Here is a 16936-nt window from a genome sequence, read left to right as displayed (position 1 = left end):
GGGGCATGAGCCTAGAGCAAAAGCGAATCCTGGCAACTTCTATCCCAGGTCCAATTTCCGTCCAAATGCAAGAGCGCCGCAAGCAGGTTGTGTCTGCTGGTGTTGGCACCACCCTGCCTGTATTTATCGATCGCGCTCATGGTGCGATCTTGAAAGATGTCGATGGCAATCAGTTCATCGACATGGGGTCTGGAATTGGTGTTGTGACCATTGGTCACACCAACGAAAAAGTGGTAGCGGCCGTTCAGGAGCAGGTGGCGAAGCTCACCCACACTCTTTTCACGGTTGCTCCGTACGAGCCTTATGTGCGAGTTGCAGAGCTGATCACCAAGCACGCTCCAGGCAACTTTGCCAAAAAGGCGGCATTTTTCAACTCCGGCGCTGAGGCAGTAGAGAACGCCGTCAAGATTGCCCGCAAGGCAACCGGCCGCACGGAGATCGCAGTCTTTGACCACGCCTATCACGGTCGCACCAACCTGACCATGTCGATGAACTTCAAGGCCCACCCATATGGCACGGGCTTTGGTCCGCTTGCAGGTAGCGTGCACCACACCCCAATGAGCTACCCATTCCGTGACTCCGAGGGTCTCACCGGTGAAGAGGCAGCGACCCGCGCCATCACTTATCTCGAGAAGCGCGTTGGAGCTGGCCAGCTGGCCGCGGTCTTTATTGAACCGATTCAGGGTGAGGGTGGATTCATCGTCCCAGCCCCTGGTTTCCTGAGAACCCTCTCGGCCTGGTGCCGTGCAAACGGCATCGTGATGGTTGCTGACGAGGTTCAGTCCGGTATCGCAAGAACCGGAAAGTGGTTTGCCAGCGAGTGGGAGGAGGGCTTTGAGCCAGATCTCATCACAGTTGCCAAGGGCATTGCTGGTGGCATGCCGCTCTCAGGTGTTGTAGGCCGTGCAGAGATCATGGATGCCGCGCACGCTGGTGGCCTTGGTGGCACTTTCGGTGGCTCTCCAACCGCTGTAGCCGCAGGTGTTGCAGTTTTGGAGCAGATTGAAGAGGGCGGCTGGCTTGAGCGAGCTCTTGAAATCGGTGAGCTCCTGACCAGCAAGCTGACTGCACTCCAGGCTCAGTACCCAATCATCGGTGATGTCCGAGGCAAGGGCGCCATGATCGCGATTGAGTTTGTCGAGGCAGGCACCAAGACTCCAAACTCCAAGGCGGTTGAAGAGCTTGTGAAGCACTGCCACTCAAACGGTGTATTGATTCTCAACGCTGGAACCTACAACAACGTGATCCGCTTCCTCCCTCCACTGGCTATCACCAACGAGCTGTTGGAAGATGCTCTTGAGGTGTTGGCTGCCGGTTTGGCAAAGCTCTAGGTCTTCACTTATTGTGACTAGTGAGCAAAATCTGCTCACTAGTTACAAAACCTAGAATCGAAGGTGATTCATCGTGCAGGCCTACGGCGACAGAGAGCGCCTAGACAACCTCTTCAGAGAAGAACTCAACCGCTACATTTCGACCCACCCTCGCTCACGCGAGCTTTATGAAACGGCCGCTGAGCCGCTTCTGAGTGGTGTTCCAATGATTTGGATGTCGAAGTGGCCCGGACCCTATCCAATTTACGTAGAGCACGCCAAGGGCTCTCACTTCACAGATGTCGATGGACTTATGTACACCGACTTCTGCCTCGGTGACACCGGCGCTATGTCAGGACATGCTCCCGACCCAACCGTCAAGGCTGTGCAAAAACAGATCGCTCGGGGATCAACATTCATGCTCCCGACCGAGGATGCTGCCTATAACGGTGCCATGCTAAGTGAGCGATTCGGGCTGACCAAGTGGCAGTTCACCCTCAGTGCAACAGATGCAAACCGTCATATGCTGCGCTACTCGCGCCATGTCACCGGCAGGCAAAAGATTGCAGTCCACGACTACTGCTATCACGGCACAGTAGATGAGACTTTTGCAGTCATGGACGATGAGGGAAACACGGTCCCAAGACGCGACAACGTCGGTAAGCCAATTGACCTTAAGCAGACCACCGTCGTGATTCCATTCAACGATCTAGAGGCTGCCGAGAGAGCATTTGCAACCGGTGAGGTAGCAGCCATGCTCATGGAGCCAGCGCTAACCAACATCGGTATCGTGCTGCCAGATCCTGATTACCTAAAGGGCATGGAGGAGCTATGCCTGAAGTATGACGTGATCTGGATCTTGGATGAAACTCACACCCTTTCGGCCGGAGTTGGCGGAATGACTGCCAAATATGGTCTGAACCCAGACGCAGTAGTGCTTGGTAAGACCATCGGTGGTGGAGTGCCAGTCGGTGCCTACGGACTCACCAATGAGCTAGCTCTGCGCATTGAATCATCGATGCACCTGGAGAGCATCGACATCGGTGGAGTTGGTGGCACTCTTGCCGGAAACGCCCTGTCGATGGCTGCCGTGCGCGCCACCCTGGAGCAAGTGTTGACCCCTAAGGCTTTTGAAAAAATGGAGGCTTTGGCTGAACTTTGGGTCAAAAACGTTCAGGAAGTGATCGACGAGTATCAACTGCCGTGGCAGGTTTCACGTATCGGTTGCCGAGGTGAATACAGCTTCCGCTCCACCGCTCCAAAGAATGGTCGCGAAGCTGCGGATGCCGATGACTTTGAGCTGCAGCAATACCTGCAGCTTCACGCCATCAACCGCGGAATCCTGATGACTCCGTTCCACAACATGGCTCTGATGTCCCCTTACACAGATGAAGAGGACGTAGCTCACCACCATGCTCACTTCCGTGAGGCAGTGGCAGCGCTATATAGCTAGTCAAAGGAAAACTAAACCCCCCGATTGAGATCAGTCGGGGGGTTAGTTTTTGTGAATTACTTACTGAGCTTTTTGGCCTTCAGCGTGGATCGCAGCTGAACAATTAGCACGATCGCGATTGCCACGATAAATACCGCAGATCCAATCACGTTGGCCTCTGGTGGAATGCCTCGAGCCGCAGCGGTGTAGATGAACTTCGGGAAGGTGGTCTCTGGCCCCGAGTTGAACTGGGTGATGATGAAGTCATCAAAGCTCAGAGCGAAGGACAGCATCGCCGCCGCCATGATTCCCGGCAATAGCAGCGGGAAGGTGATCTTCCAGAAGACGGAGGCGGGGTTGCCATAGAGGTCAGAACCAGCCTCCTCAAGCCTTGGATCCAAGGTGGCCACACGAGCCTTCACAGTCACCACAACGAAGCTGAGGGTGAACATAACGTGAGCGACGACGATAGTCCAGAAACCCTTGCCAACACCCACGTTCAAGAACTGCGCAGCAAGGCCAGCACCCATAACCACCTCTGGGGTTGCCATAGGCAGGAACAGCAATAGGTTGGTGATGGAGCGACCCTTGAACTTGTAGCGACCCAGGGCGATTGCGATGGCGGTGCCCAGCGCGGTTGATGCCAGGGTAGAAATCACCGCAATCGCAATTGAGTTACCGAATGCCGAGCAAACCTCTGCCTTATCGCAGACATTGAGCCAGTTATCAAACGTGAAGCTCTTCCAAGCAATATTCGATTTCTCCACCTCGTTGAAGGAGAAGACGAAGGTGTACGCGATCGGCACCATCATGAAAATGAAAGCGAGCGCAACATAGGTTGGCAATAGCCACTTACCGAGCGAGAGTTTCACAGTAGATCCTCCGTACCCGAGCGCTTCACATAGGCAGACACCAAGATCACAATCGCCGCCATCAGCATCACGCTGAGAGCAGATGCGGTTGGGTAGTCCTGGATTCTAAAGAAGTTAGCCTCAACCACGTTTCCGATCATCGCGGTATCTGAACCACCCAAGAAGTCGCGGGAGGCGTTCACGTAGTCGCCAGAGATCGGGATAAAAGTCAGCAGGGTTCCTGAAATCACACCGGGCATCGAAAGCGGGAAGGTGATCTTCCAGAAGGTCTTTGCCGGTGATGCGTAGAGATCAGATCCAGCCTCCACAAGTCTCACGTCCAGACGTTCCAGTGAGGTGTAGATAGGCAAAGTCATGAAAGGGATGAAGTTGTAGGTCAATCCAAAGATCACTGCAAACGATGAGCCGATGATGTAGTCACTAGAGCCCAGTAGCCCAATCTGCTGCAGGAACTGGGTGATCGGAGACTCATTCGAGAAGATCTGCTTCCAAGCGAAGGTTCTAAGCAGAAACGAGATGAAAAACGGTGCGATCACCAAGGTCAAAAGAAGCGCCTGCAGCACCGGCTTGTTCCTAGCCTTGACTCCGATGAAGTAGGCAATCGGGTAGCTGATCATCAGCGCCAGAATCGTTGCCACGATCGCATAGCCAAAAGACCTGATGATCTGCGGACCATACTGTGAGATCGCGTAGGCGTAATTACCGGGTTCAAAGCCGTAGTCATACATTCCGATGACACCGGTCATGCTCGCAGTCTTGAGTGAGGTGATTACGAGCGAAACCAGCGGCGTTAGGAAAAATAGACCCAGGTAAATCATGCCCGGGGCAAGCAGAATGAAAGCTACCTTGCTGGAGCTTTTCACCGGAGCCGCAGACTTCCCGCCTCCTTGGCCAAGTGCTACGAATGCCATGGCTTAGATCTCGTCGTTATCTGCCTTGGTTGGCAGATCGCTTAGACCAAAGCTGTGCTCGACCTTCCAGCTCACCCATACGTTAGCTCCCAGCTCTACAACTGGAGACTTGCCAACGTTCTGAGCAAAAACGGTGATGTCACCAAAGCCCGGAACATCGATTAGGTACTGGTTGGAGACGCCAGTGAACCGGATGTCGATGATCTCTCCTGGGCCTACCAAGTTGTGATCGCTACCGAGCTCAGGCTTCACCTCGTGGAAGGTCGCCTTTTCTGGTCTCACACCGATGGCAATCTTGCCCTCGTGCTTCTCAGCGCGAAGTTTTGGAGTTGCAATGCGCTGACCATTGACGTTGATTGCCACTACGTTGTCGGTGTTCTCGATTACCTCACCAACGAAGATGTTGGACTGGCCTAGGAACCTTGCAACGAATGCGGTCTTTGGTCGGTCGTAAAGAGCCTCAGGAGCACCCATCTGCTCGATTCGACCCTGGTTCATAACCGCTACGGTGTCGGCCATGTCCATGGCCTCCTCCTGGTCGTGAGTGACGTGCAAGAAGGTCAAGCCGACTTCCATTTGGATGGCCTTGAGCTCTACCTGCATCTGGCGACGAAGCTTCAGGTCCAAAGCACCAAGTGGCTCATCCAAGAGCAGGAGCGCTGGACGATTTACCAATGCTCGAGCCAACGCAACACGCTGCTGCTGACCACCGGAGAGCTGCTGCGGTTTGCGGTTTGCAAGGTGCTCGAGCTCGACGAGCTCAAGAGCCTTGGTCGCCTTTGGCAGCGGCTCGTCAATTTTGCGCTGACGCAGACCGAAAGCGACGTTTTCCAACACACTCATGTGTGGAAAGAGGGCATAGCTTTGGAAAACAGTGTTCACCGGACGCTGGTGGGGCTTTGAGGCGGTGACATCTTTGCCACCGATCAAAACCTTGCCAACGGTTGGCTCTTCCAGACCTGCGATGATGCGCAAGGTTGTCGTCTTACCGCAACCCGAAGGTCCCAGCAGGGCGAAGAACTCACCCGCAGGAATCTTCAGGTCAAGGTTTTCAATAGCCGTGAAACCAGGGAACTCTTTGCGAATACCTACCAGCTCGAGATCTTGTCCTCGAGCAACAAACTGCTCTGCCACCTATGCGCCTAGTAGCAAGTTTTGCCACTTGGTCGCAAAGCGCTGCTCTTCCTGTCCGGTTAGTGGACGGAAAGCGTGCACGTTGGCAAGGAACTCCTCGGATGGGAAGATCAGTGGGTTCTCGGCCAACTCTGGGTCGGTCTTCATCATCTCTTCCTTAGCGCCAACTACTGGGGTTACGTAGTTCACGTAGGCAGCCAACTCAGCAGCGTTTACTGGGTCGTAGTAGTAGTTGATTAGAGCTTCAGCGTTCTTCTTGTGCTGGGAGCCCATCGGAATAACGAATGAGTCAGAGGAGATGGTAGAGCCGGTGTCTGGCACTACGAATCCGAAGCGGTCCTCGCCAACCTCGTAGTTGAGGATGGTGGTGTCACCAGACCAGGCCAATGCAACGATGATGTTGCCGTTTGCTAGATCCTCACCGTAGGAGTTGCCCTTGATGTTGAAGATCTGTCCGGAAGAAACCTGGGCGGCAATGAAGTCAACGGCCTCGTTGAAAGCATCTTCGGTGAGTGACGCAGGATCCTTGATGTCTACACCCTGGCTTAGCAGGGTAAGTCCAACGGAGTCACGCATCTCGGAAATTAGACCAACGCGTCCCTTTAGCTCAGGGGCCCAAACATCAGCTAGTGAGGTGGGGGCGTCCTTGCCGGTCGCCTCTTTGTACATCTTCTTGTTGTAAACGATGCCGCCGATGATGCCCTGGTAAGGAACTGAAAGCACGCGGTCTGGGTCGTTGTCATCACCTAGGTAGGCAGGTGCAAGGTTGGCAACCTTGTTCGGCATGTTTGCGTTGTCCATGGTCTGCAGGTAACCCAGTGCGATCATGCGGTTTACCAGCCAGTTGGTTGGGCAGGCTACGTCAAAGCCCGGGTCGGCACCTAGAGCCAGCTGGTCCTTGACCTTTGCGTACCAGGTGTCGTTGTCATCGATTTCCATCATGTATTCAACTGTGATGCCGGTCTGGTCCATGAAGCGGTTCAGGGTCGGGTAGGAGCCATCGTCTTCACCGTCCATGTAGAGCGGCCAGTTGTGCCAAACCAAGACCTTCTCGGAGTCGGATAGATCCTCGGCTGGAGTAAGAGTTGATGAAGCAGGAGCACAGGAGGCCAAGCTCAGTGCAGCCGCAGTTCCACCAAGACCCAGAAGAGCCGCACGGCGGGAGATCATTTTTTGCCTAGCCATCTCAACCAGCTGGCGCATCATTGGGTCTTCAGGAAGTCCACGCTTCATTACTTGTCTCCTATTAATCGGGCGTTACCGCCAACCAACTTCTCGAAACCCAACGGCTTCGTGGAACAAGGGAAAGTTTGTCACACAAAAACCTAAATTTGGACCCCGAAATCCAATTTTTACCTTCAGTCTCCGATGTAGCTCATCACGTGCTTGACGCGGGTGTAATCCTCAAAACCGTAGTGCGAGAGATCCTTGCCATAGCCCGAGTGTTTGAAGCCACCGTGAGGCATTTCAGCAACTAGAGGAATGTGGGTGTTGATCCAAACTGCACCGAAGTCTAGGTACTTGGCAAAGCGCATAGCCCGGGTGTGGTTCGAGGTCCAAACCGAGGATGCCAAGCCATAGCGAACATCGTTTGCCCACTTCAGAGCTTGCTCATCGGAGGAGAACTTCTGGACGGTAATGACTGGGCCAAAAATCTCCTCTTGGATGTGCTCATCGTCCTGCTTGAATCCCGATAGCACGGTCGGCTCCAGGAAGTATCCGGATCCTGGCAGCTGGTTTCCACCGTGCTCGATCTTGGCGTGGTCTGGCAGGCGGTCGATAAAGCCCTTTACTCTCACGAGCTGGTTGGCATTATTTACAGGTCCGAACAAGATGCCATCCTCAGATGGCATGCCGACCTTGGCATTGGCCTTGACCTCAGCAATAAGAGCTGTCATGAACTTGTCGTAGGCGTTTTCGTGGACCAGTAGACGAGTCGCCGCGGTGCAGTCTTGCCCGGCGTTGAAGAATCCAGCCGCAACGATACCTGCGGCAGCCTTTTCGAAATCTGCATCGTCAAACACAATCACCGGAGCCTTGCCACCGAGCTCAAGATGCACTCGCTTTAGATCAGCGGATGCGCTCTTGGCAACCTCCATACCGGCGCGAACCGAGCCGGTGATTGACACCATCTGTGGAATGCGGTTTTCAATCATGGCCCTACCGGTGTCACGATCACCAGTTACCACGTTGAAGACACCCGCTGGCAAGAACTCGCTCGCAATTTCAGCGAGCAACAGGGTTGATGCCGGGGTGGTGTCTGAAGGCTTAAGCACGATGGTGTTGCCCGCCGCAATCGCAGGAGCAAACTTCCAGGTTGCCATGTTGAGTGGGTAGTTCCACGGGGTCACCTGACCGATAACACCGATTGGTTCGCGGCGGATCGAGGAGGTGTGATCCCTGAGGTATTCGGCGGTGGCCCGTCCCTCCAAGTTTCTAGCCGCACCAGCGAAGAATCTAATCTGGTCAACCGAAGGCATGATCTCGTAGTCGACCAAGGTGCCGCGTGGCTTACCGGTGTTCTCACTCTCGACATCAGCAGCCTCCTGTGCCCGAGCCTCAAGTGCATCTGCGATTCGGAAAAGTGCGAGCTGACGCTCACTAGGGGTGGTCTGAGACCACTCTTCAAATGCTTTCTGGGCAACTTCGTAGGCCTTTTGCACATCCTGCGCTGAGGAGACTGCGGCGTGCGCGTAGGTTTCGCCGGTGGCCGGGTTGATTACGTCGCTTACTTTGTCTGATTCTGGGGACACATACTGACCGCCAACAAAGTTCTTCAACTGTCTTACTGACACTTAGTTACTCCTCATCGAGTTGAGATATCTAGACTCTAAACCTGCTCTAACCATTTCCGAAGTGAAATCAAAAAAATCAATTGATTTCGTAGCAAATTCATCACAATTGTGCGGAATTGCTTGGGCTTTGCCTCCGAAGTTGGCATACTCAAGCTCATGACCAGAATGCTGCGCACGCGCCACTCTCAACTTGATGAGGTTTCAAAGCAAATCGTTGAGCAATTGCAGATCGATGGTCGCAAGTCCTACGCCGAAATTGGCAAGGTGGTCGGCCTGAGTGAAGCTGCGGTCAGGCAACGAGTCCAGAAACTCAATGAGTCTGGGGTGATGCAGATTGTTGCCGTAACTGATCCGATGCGATTGGGCTTCTCCAGACAGGCCATGGTTGGAGTCAAGTGCACAGGAGATGTAAACAAGGTCGCGCAGGCTCTGGCTGATATTCCCCAGGTCGATTATGTGGTTTTGACCGCAGGTGGTTTTGACATCCTGGTCGAGGTGGTTTGTGAAGATGACGAAGACCTGATCAACCTTCTCAATTCCAACATTCGCCTATTGCCGGGTGTAGTTTCAGCAGAGACTTTCGTTTACCTAAAACTTCACAAGCAGTTCTACAACTGGGGAACTCGATGATGAGCCCAGAAACCAACAAGTAAGAAGAAGAGAAAAATGGCACCGAAGAAGCCAAAGTCCAACCCGCTTGCCACCCTGTTTGGAAAGTCTGACAAGAAAAAGTCCAAGTCTGCAGGTCTGCCACTTTTTGAGGCCATGTCTCGCGGTGAAACTCCAACCGACTCCATGTTGCAACGATCGGCCAAAGATCACCTGTGGATGCACTTCACTCGTCACTCCACCTTCCAAGACAACGACATGAACATCATCCAAAAGGGTGAAGGTATTTACCTTTGGGACACCAAAGGACACAAAGTCATCGATGGCCTCTCTGGCCTCTTTGCGGTAAACGCCGGTCACGGTCGAAAGGAACTGGCTGAGGCGGCGGCCAAGCAGATGCTGGAGTTAGACTTCATGCCGCTTTGGGGATATGCCCACCCTCGTGCGGTTGAGCTTGCAGAGCGACTGGTTTCCTATGCGCCAAAAGATCTGACTCGCATCTTCTTCACCACCGGTGGTGGCGAGGCCGTAGAAAGCGCTTGGAAGATTGCCAAACAGTATTTCAAGCTCACCGGCAAGCCAACCAAGACCAAGGTAATCTCCCGCATGACTGCCTACCATGGCACCAGCCATGGAGCACTGTCGATCACCGGTATTGCAGCCATGAAACAGGCCTTCGAGCCACTGGTCCCATCCACCTTCCGAGTTCCAAACACCAACTGGTTCCGCGCTCCGGAGGGATTCAAATCGGAAGAGGAATTCGGCATCTGGGCCGCTAACCGCATCGAAGAGGCGATCCTATTTGAGGGTCCAGACACTGTTGCGGCCTTCTACGTGGAGCCGATCCAGAACTCCGGTGGTTGCATCACCGCACACCCCTCCTACTTCAAGCGAGTGCGTGAGATCTGCGACAAATACGACGTGGTTATGGTTGCCGATGAAACCATCACTGGCTACGGAAGAACCGGTGAGATGTTTGGTTGCCAGCGATATGGCATCGAACCAGACATGATGATCACCGCCAAAGCGATCACCTCGGGCGCACAGCCCTTAGGTGCACTGTTCATGAAGGACAAGTTCTTCGAGCCTTTCACCCAAGGCATCACGACTTTCCCTCACGGTTACACCTTTGCCGCCCACCCGGTGGCATGTGCAGTAGCACTTGCAAACCTTGACATTTACGATCGGGAGAAGCTGGTCGATAACGTTCGCACCAACTCCCCCGTGTTCCGCAAGACGCTCGAGAAGCTCAAGGACTTGCCGATTGTCGGTGACGTCAGGGGTGACGGCTACTTCTTCGCGATTGAGCTGGTTAGCGACAAAGCAACCATGCAGCGCCTGACCCCAGATCAACGTGAGCGAATCCTGCGTGGTTATCTCAATCCGGCCATGTATAAGGCTGGACTCTACGCCCGAGCAGATGATCGTGGAGATGCGGTGGTTCAACTAGCTCCACCGCTGACCTGTGGACCTGCCGAGTTTGAGCAAATGGAGCAAATTCTTCGGCCACTTCTTGAGAAGGCTTGGAAGAAACTCTAGGAATCGGAAAACCAAAGGGCCTGGCCTTATCCCCTAGGTACTCGCCACAAATGAGGCCAGGACTTGGCTCAACTGATGTCGTTGCACCAAAGCCAAGCTGGACTCGATCGACAGCGTCTGCGCTCAGCACTACCCGATGAGCACAGTTTGCCCAGATAGTTCTTGGGATTCCGGTCATGGTTTGGTTCAGCAAAATCAGGTGAAGACCCAATCCCCTACCCTTACTCGCGATGCTCTCGAGTTGAGGTAGCAGCGCACTGCCCCGGATTAGCTCTCCAAGCTCATCTACCACCACCCAGGCTGCTTGCTGCTGGGGATTGAGCTCCCTGGATCGAAGCAGGTCTCGAATCAGCTCGACCGCGTCAGCGACATTGTGCTGAGTGAATAACCGAGTGGGATTGACCTCAGGAAAATCCACGCCGCCTTTGAAGTCGATCAGGTAATAGTCATCGCGAGCATCGAGTAACCACTTCAGGAGTTGAGTCTTTCCTGAACCACTTCTACCAATAATGATCAGATGTGGATTGCGCTCATCTGGTTCAATACCGAACATCTCTTGCTGAGCCAAGTCAAAAAGCTTCCCTTGGTAAAAAGTGGGAAGCTGCTGCTCTGAAGGTGTCTTATCGATGAGGGATTGGTAGACGGCGTCTCTCACCTTCTTACCCCATAGCCAAGGGAAAAGGCCAAGTCTTCGATCCCCCAGGTAAACCCGGTCACCCCTGACACTCACTGGCTCTTTGGGGTCGAGCTCACGTTGAGTCGAGCTCAGCGAGTAAATGGCGACGGTGAACGCGCTCATGACCAGCAGAATTGGCGACCCGGTTGTGGCAAACAGGTAGAGCCCATAACCAACTGAGGGCAATACAAACAGCATGTTCATATCAACGAGTCAAGCGTTGAATGAAGTTGAAGAAGCTTGGACCCTCATAGTTGTGAATAACTTATTCACAACCTCGAGGCATCAAACTCGGCTGCGGAATTGAGCGCCATACTAATCACATGATTCTTGAAGCGTTAGTGGTCACAGACTCCCCCATCGGTCGAATTGCAGTGGGCTCCACCGAAAAGGGCGTTGCACATTTGGAGATTCTTGCGGACTCAGATAGCCGGAAAGAGTTCTCAAATGATGTGAGGGCCAAGGAGATTTCCGACCTAGCTTGCATGCAGCTTGGAGAGTATTTCCAAGGTAAACGCAAAGTATTTGGCCTGCCGCTTGATCTGATTGGAACTGATTTTCAAAAGCGAATTTGGATCGAGTTACTGGAGATACCCTTTGGCGCAACTCGCTCCTACGGAGAGGTCGCCCATTCAGTCTCAAGACCAATGGCCGCTCGGGCCGTTGGTGGCGCCGTGGGATCAAATCCGGTGCCGATCATTGTGCCATGTCACAGAGTGATGGGGTCCTCCGGAAAGCTCACCGGCTATTCAGCGACAGGTGGCCTAGAAACGAAGTCCAAGCTTTTGCATTTGGAGGGAATCAAGCATTGAGCCACACCAGATTGCACCCCGATGGCGTGGAGCGTTGCGTCTGGGTTACCGACGACCAGATTTACATCGATTACCACGATCAAGAGTGGGGCAACCGAGCTACGGGCCAAAGAGATTTATTTGAGGCGATTGCCTTGGAAAGCTTCCAAGCAGGCCTTAGCTGGTTGACGATTTTGAAAAGACGCGAAGGCTTTAGGTCTGCATTCGATGGCTTCGACATCGAAAAGGTGGCTACCTATGACCAGGAAAAAGTTGCGTCGCTCCTTTTGGATGAACGAATTATCCGCAACCGCGCGAAGATCGAGGCGACGATTCACAATGCCCAGTTGGTTATGACCAACAACGTAGATCTCAAGAGCGAGCTATGGCAGTTTGCCCCAACGAACCCAATCACCCAAGAATCAAACTTTTCCTGGAAGGCAACCAGCCCTGAATCGGATGCCCTTAGCAACCACCTAAGAAAGCTTGGGTTCAAGTTTGTAGGCAGCACAACGATGTATGCGCTCATGCAGTCAACAGGCATGATTCACGACCACGCGCCAAATTGCTTCAGAAGAATCAGAAAAGATTCCTAGGCTTAGGACATAACTAGCTCAGGAGGACTAATGACCCCGGAGCAATTCAACGCACTGTTTCGCGCTCACATGCCCGAAGTTTCAAGATTTCTGGCAAGACGTGTGGAGCTTGAGGAAGCAGAGGAACTAGCCGCAGAGCTGTTCTCGATCGCATGGGGAAAGCGCGGCTCAATCCCCCAGGGATACGAGCTGCCTTGGCTATACAAAACCGCGCGCTATCTCATTTCAAATCATCGCAAGAAAGCCAGCAACAGGGCCCGAATTGAGCAGCTGATGTCTCGACCTGAGGCGGCGCCCAGCGCTGAGTCAATTGCGCTTGCCGACACGGAGCTTTCTGATGCATGGGGCAAGCTGCAGGTTCTCGAGCGTGAACTAATTTCACTTTGGGCCTTTGAGGGTCTATCGAATAAGCAGATTGGTCTCGCGCTTGAAATAAGTGAGAACGCAGCAGCGATCCGCCTAACCAGAGCCAAGCAAAAGTTGAAAACTTTGCTGGCCACTGAAAATAACGAACTTGATGGGACAGTTGATTAGTCATGAATGAAAACTTTGATGACCTGAAGGCAAGACTGCAAAAGGCAGACCCAGCTGATTCGAGCTTTGTCCTAAACGAGGGTCTGGTGGCTCAGGCTCCACTTGCTAAGCCAGCTCGCGCACCGATCTCCTCGCGACTTAGGCTGGGGCTGCTCTCCGGAGGCTCAATCGCCGCAGTGTCAGCGCTTGCGCTAGTAGCTGGACTTGCAACTCCGCAGCAGCCATTGATCCAAATGGCAAACGCGCCAGCCGGGAGGGCGGAAAGTCTCGCCGCAAGTGACGCGGCTGCCCCGGGCATGAAGATGATTGCGCCGGTTTGGATCGAGTATGACTACGACTCCACTGAGCTCTCTGACGAGACTGGTCGCGGCAGCGTGTACCAGCTCGTACTGGAAGGCGATGTAAAGGAAAGACTCCAGCAGCTAGCGGACTACTTCGGAATTGAGGGCGAGATTCGCGAGGAAGAATGGTCCTCTAAGGAGTATCCGACCTTCTCTATCGGCAAGCCAGAGCGCCAGGTCAGCGTCACATGGGCTGGAACCGGAAACTTCTACTTCAACGCTTGGGATCCAGCTTCATACAAGTGTGAGAACAAAACCGTCACTCTCGAGGATGGCACCAGCTATGAAAGCTGTGAGCCAATTGCGACTCCTGAGCTGATTCCATCAGAGGAAAAAATCAGGTCAGAGGCTTTTGATCTGTTTGAGACCTTCGGACTGGGCGTCGCAAAGGATCGCATTCGAGTAGATCGCAGCGACTGGGGTGCTAGTGCCATCGCAAGCGTTCAAGTCGATGGTCAGGACACCGCTTTGGAGTGGTGGGTGAACTACGACGGTGCGGGCAAACTCTCTAATGTCTCAGGGCACTTTGCCAAACCACAAGCCAGGGGTGAATTTGACACAATCTCAGCCAAAGAGGCTGCCACTCGCATCAAGGACGGTCGCTGGTTTGGATCTCCATCCAGTTCTGTCTGGAACCAATACAGCCAGAACATGAGAACCGCTGATGCAGTCTCGCTGCCTGCGGTCGAGCCCGCCCCCGAAGAGTCGACTAAGGACGCACCTGCAACTTCAGAAGAGCAGGTAGAGATCAAGCCACAGCAGGTCACCCTGAAGCTCACTGGGTCAGAGTCGACGCTGCTGATGATCTATGACAAGTCAGGTGGTGCATGGTTAGTCCCAGGCTACATTCTCAAGAATGACCAGGGCTGGTTTGACGCAATCATCTCTTTGGTTGAGGGAGTGATTGAACTTCCAGAACCATATGCGGTTGAACCGCTGCCCGAAACCAAGCAGGGCTAAAAACCCTGGGGCGTAATCAATCCCACGCTAGAGCCGTCTGTCTCAGCCTTGAGACCGACGGCTTTGGCAATTTCAGGTAGCTGTTCGATGGTCTCAAGGTTGTTTTCAAGTGCAGATCTGACCAACAGCCCCTTGGCCTTTTTGTTGAAGTGATTCAACGCCTTGCCAGATTGATCGAATACGTCAACCGAGTAGCTCTCCAGGCTCTCTGGGACCGGATTCAGTTCCGCGTAGGCCTTTGACCTCATGTCGAGGATCGGTCTGGCGAGTCTTGGCCACACAGCTTTGTGAGCCTCAATCCAAAGCTCCCTGAGATTGATGCCGGGTAGTTTTGTCGTTGCTGAAAAGCGGTAGTAGGGGATTTGCTCTGTCGCTGGCAAGAGCCCGAATAGTGCGGATTGAATAAACAGCCGCTCCTGGACGCGTTGCTTTGCCTGTTCGCTCAGATTTTGATAATCGATGGCGTCGTAAACCACGCCGGCATAGCGCTCGATGGCGGCCATGGTGGGTGCAGTGATCAACTGCCTATTGGCATCCAAATCGGCAGCATTCTTTGGTCCGAGCTTGAATATCTTCTTGGCTCGTGTGGGATCAGAAGAGACTCTCGAAATCTCTGTAATCAGGCGATCGCGGGCTGGGTCGAGAGCAGCCCAGATGATTGCTGATTTGTCGATAGAAATGCCAACGCCGCCGGAGCGCTTAGTCTCCGACGGCGGCAGCAGAATCAGCATTAGTTGATTAGGTGTGCGTCTCTAACCACGAGAGTGAGGTTGTTGTTCTCCAGGGATAGGAATCCACCCTCATCGCACTCCGCGGTCAGGACCTTGCCCTCGCCGGTGGTGATACGAATTTGGCCCGGGATCAAAATCGCGAGCATAGGCTCGTGACCTGAGAGCAGACCAATCTCGCCCACCGAGGTCTTGGCGATGACCTGGGTAGCAGAGCCCGACCAGATTTGGCGGTCTGCTGCTACTAGGTCAACGTTGAGTTCGCGTGACATTAGCCAAGGTCCTTCTGGATACGCTCGTATGCCTTCATGACGTCGTCGATGCCACCGCAGTTGAAGAATGCCTGCTCTGGGATGTGGTCTAGGTCACCGCGGGCAATCATCGAGAAGCCCTCGATGGTGTCCTTTAGTGGCACGGTTGAACCCGCCACACCGGTGAACTTGGTAGCCATGTAGGTGTTCTGGCTCAAGAACTGCTGGATGCGGCGAGCGCGTGAAACGGTGATCTTGTCCTCTTCAGAAAGCTCCTCAACACCCAAGATGGCGATGATTTCCTGCAGCTCCTTGTTCTTCTGCAGAATTGCCTTGACACGGGTCGCAGTCTCGTAGTGATCTGCCGAGATGTAACGAGGGTCAAGAATTCTTGAGGTGGAAGCAAGTGGGTCCACAGCTGGGTACAGACCCTTGGCAGCGATCTCACGGCTTAGCTCAGTGGTTGCATCCAGGTGAGCGAAGGTGGTTGCTGGGGCTGGGTCGGTGTAGTCATCGGCTGGAACGTAGATTGCCTGCAGCGAGGTAATCGAGTGACCACGGGTTGAGGTGATTCGCTCCTGTAGCAGACCCATCTCGTCAGCGAGGTTTGGCTGGTATCCCACGGCTGAAGGCATGCGGCCTAGCAGAGTGGACACCTCAGAACCTGCCTGAGTGAAACGGAAGATGTTGTCGATGAACAAAAGCACGTCCTGCTGCTGAACATCGCGGAAGTACTCCGCCATGGTCAGAGCCGATAACGCTACGCGAAGACGAGTTCCTGGTGGCTCATCCATCTGACCGAAGACCAGTGCGGTCTTGTCGATAACACCAGACTCTTTCATCTCGTCGATTAGGTCGTTACCCTCACGAGTACGCTCACCAACACCGGCGAATACGGACACACCGTCGTGGTTTTCTGCCACACGGTAGATCATTTCCTGGATCAAAACGGTCTTACCAACACCGGCACCACCAAATAGACCAATCTTTCCACCCTGAACATAAGGGGTCAGCAGGTCGATGACCTTGATACCGGTCTCGAACATCTGAGTCTTGGACTCAAGTTGGTCGAAGGCTGGTGGGGTGCGGTGGATTGGCCAACGCTCCTTAACCTCAACGACCTGGCCTGGCTCACCGTTGAGGATCTCGCCGGTTACGTTGAATACCTTGCCCTTGGTCACATCACCAACTGGCACCGAAATTGGGGCACCAGTGTCATGAACAATGCCGCCACGAACCAAACCATCGGTTGGCTTTAGTGCAATGGCGCGCACAAGGTCATCACCGAGGTGCTGGGCAACCTCTAGGGTCAAAGTTGACTTCTGGTCACCGAAGGAGATCTCTGTGGTCAGGGCGTTGTAGATTTCAGGAATCGCGTCGTGCGGGAACTCAATGTCCACAACTGGACCAGTGACTCGCGCGATACGACCCGTTGCTGTCTTGGTGCTCTCGGCCAT

At 53.8% G+C, this 16936-nt stretch carries 16 protein-coding genes; 8 read left to right on the top strand and 8 right to left on the bottom strand.

Translation table 11 applies throughout. The features are described 5' to 3' along the window. The first annotated feature begins 5 nt into the window (after positions 1 to 5). Both gabT and OO713_RS02115 read left to right on the top strand, forming a co-directional pair. Positions 6 to 1331 carry a 4-aminobutyrate--2-oxoglutarate transaminase gene (gene gabT / locus OO713_RS02120; RefSeq protein ID WP_264786018.1) on the top strand — a complete coding sequence of 442 codons (1326 nt, stop codon included), beginning with the start codon at positions 6 to 8 and terminating at the stop codon, positions 1329 to 1331. A gap of 73 nt (positions 1332 to 1404) precedes the next feature. After that, the gene (locus OO713_RS02115) at positions 1405 to 2763 is read left to right on the top strand and encodes a transaminase (protein WP_264786017.1); all 1359 of its coding nucleotides are present in this window, start codon (positions 1405 to 1407) and stop codon (positions 2761 to 2763) included. Between the two features lie 56 nt (positions 2764 to 2819). Here the strand turns inward: OO713_RS02115 and OO713_RS02110 are convergent, their stop codons facing one another. From OO713_RS02110 to OO713_RS02090, 5 genes are all read right to left on the bottom strand, one after another. Then, positions 2820 to 3614, bottom strand: coding sequence for an ABC transporter permease (locus tag OO713_RS02110; protein ID WP_264786016.1), 795 nt, complete (start codon positions 3612 to 3614; stop codon positions 2820 to 2822). Continuing rightward, positions 3611 to 4525, bottom strand: coding sequence for an ABC transporter permease (locus OO713_RS02105; protein WP_264786015.1), 915 nt, complete (start codon positions 4523 to 4525; stop codon positions 3611 to 3613). Before OO713_RS02105 ends, OO713_RS02110 begins: the two co-directional genes overlap by 4 nt. 3 nt (positions 4526 to 4528) lie before the next feature. Then, positions 4529 to 5659, bottom strand: a complete 1131-nt coding sequence (locus OO713_RS02100) for an ABC transporter ATP-binding protein (RefSeq protein WP_264786014.1) — start codon at positions 5657 to 5659, stop codon at positions 4529 to 4531. Then, on the bottom strand, positions 5660 to 6892 hold the full coding sequence (locus OO713_RS02095) for a spermidine/putrescine ABC transporter substrate-binding protein (protein WP_264786013.1): 1233 nt from the start codon (positions 6890 to 6892) through the stop codon (positions 5660 to 5662). A 125-nt stretch (positions 6893 to 7017) separates the two neighbouring features. Beyond that, the gene (locus tag OO713_RS02090) at positions 7018 to 8454 is read right to left on the bottom strand and encodes a gamma-aminobutyraldehyde dehydrogenase (protein WP_264786012.1); all 1437 of its coding nucleotides are present in this window, start codon (positions 8452 to 8454) and stop codon (positions 7018 to 7020) included. Between the two features lie 156 nt (positions 8455 to 8610). On the opposite strand from OO713_RS02090, the gene OO713_RS02085 reads away from it, so the two are divergent. The 6 genes from OO713_RS02085 to OO713_RS02060 all read left to right on the top strand — a co-directional run bounded on the left by OO713_RS02085 (position 8611) and on the right by OO713_RS02060 (position 14500). After that, complete coding sequence (locus OO713_RS02085) at positions 8611 to 9084, top strand: Lrp/AsnC family transcriptional regulator (RefSeq protein WP_264786011.1); 474 nt, start codon at positions 8611 to 8613, stop codon at positions 9082 to 9084. 135 nt (positions 9085 to 9219) lie between these two features. Then, on the top strand, positions 9220 to 10602 hold the full coding sequence (locus OO713_RS02080) for an aspartate aminotransferase family protein (RefSeq protein ID WP_264786417.1): 1383 nt from the start codon (positions 9220 to 9222) through the stop codon (positions 10600 to 10602). A 999-nt stretch (positions 10603 to 11601) separates the two neighbouring features. Beyond that, on the top strand, positions 11602 to 12090 hold the full coding sequence (locus tag OO713_RS02075) for a methylated-DNA--[protein]-cysteine S-methyltransferase (protein ID WP_264786009.1): 489 nt from the start codon (positions 11602 to 11604) through the stop codon (positions 12088 to 12090). Continuing rightward, positions 12087 to 12665, top strand: coding sequence for a DNA-3-methyladenine glycosylase I (locus OO713_RS02070; protein ID WP_264786008.1), 579 nt, complete (start codon positions 12087 to 12089; stop codon positions 12663 to 12665). The genes OO713_RS02075 and OO713_RS02070 overlap by 4 nt, the downstream gene beginning before the upstream one ends. Before the next feature lie 30 nt (positions 12666 to 12695). Further along, entirely contained in the window at positions 12696 to 13199 is a 504-nt protein-coding gene (locus OO713_RS02065) for a sigma-70 family RNA polymerase sigma factor (protein WP_264786007.1), read from the top strand. Between the two features lie 2 nt (positions 13200 to 13201). Beyond that, the gene (locus OO713_RS02060; protein WP_264786006.1) at positions 13202 to 14500 is read left to right on the top strand and encodes a hypothetical protein; all 1299 of its coding nucleotides are present in this window, start codon (positions 13202 to 13204) and stop codon (positions 14498 to 14500) included. Here OO713_RS02060 and yaaA read toward each other — a convergent pair. Genes yaaA through atpD form a run of 3 tightly spaced genes read right to left on the bottom strand, consistent with a single transcriptional unit; the run spans position 14497 to position 16936 of the window. Beyond that, positions 14497 to 15231, bottom strand: coding sequence for a peroxide stress protein YaaA (yaaA, locus tag OO713_RS02055; protein ID WP_264786005.1), 735 nt, complete (start codon positions 15229 to 15231; stop codon positions 14497 to 14499). The genes OO713_RS02060 and yaaA overlap by 4 nt on opposite strands. Further along, positions 15231 to 15500: a F0F1 ATP synthase subunit epsilon gene (locus tag OO713_RS02050; RefSeq protein WP_264786003.1), complete on the bottom strand. Its 270-nt coding sequence runs from the start codon at positions 15498 to 15500 to the stop codon at positions 15231 to 15233. The genes yaaA and OO713_RS02050 overlap by 1 nt, the downstream gene beginning before the upstream one ends. After that, complete coding sequence (gene atpD, locus OO713_RS02045; protein WP_264786002.1) at positions 15500 to 16936, bottom strand: F0F1 ATP synthase subunit beta; 1437 nt, start codon at positions 16934 to 16936, stop codon at positions 15500 to 15502. Before atpD ends, OO713_RS02050 begins: the two co-directional genes overlap by 1 nt.

The organism is Aquiluna sp. KACHI24, from assembly GCF_025997915.1.
Taxonomy (GTDB): domain Bacteria; phylum Actinomycetota; class Actinomycetes; order Actinomycetales; family Microbacteriaceae; genus Aquiluna.
Note: the sequence above shows the minus strand (reverse complement) of the source record. Positions and strands in the feature narration are given on the sequence as shown.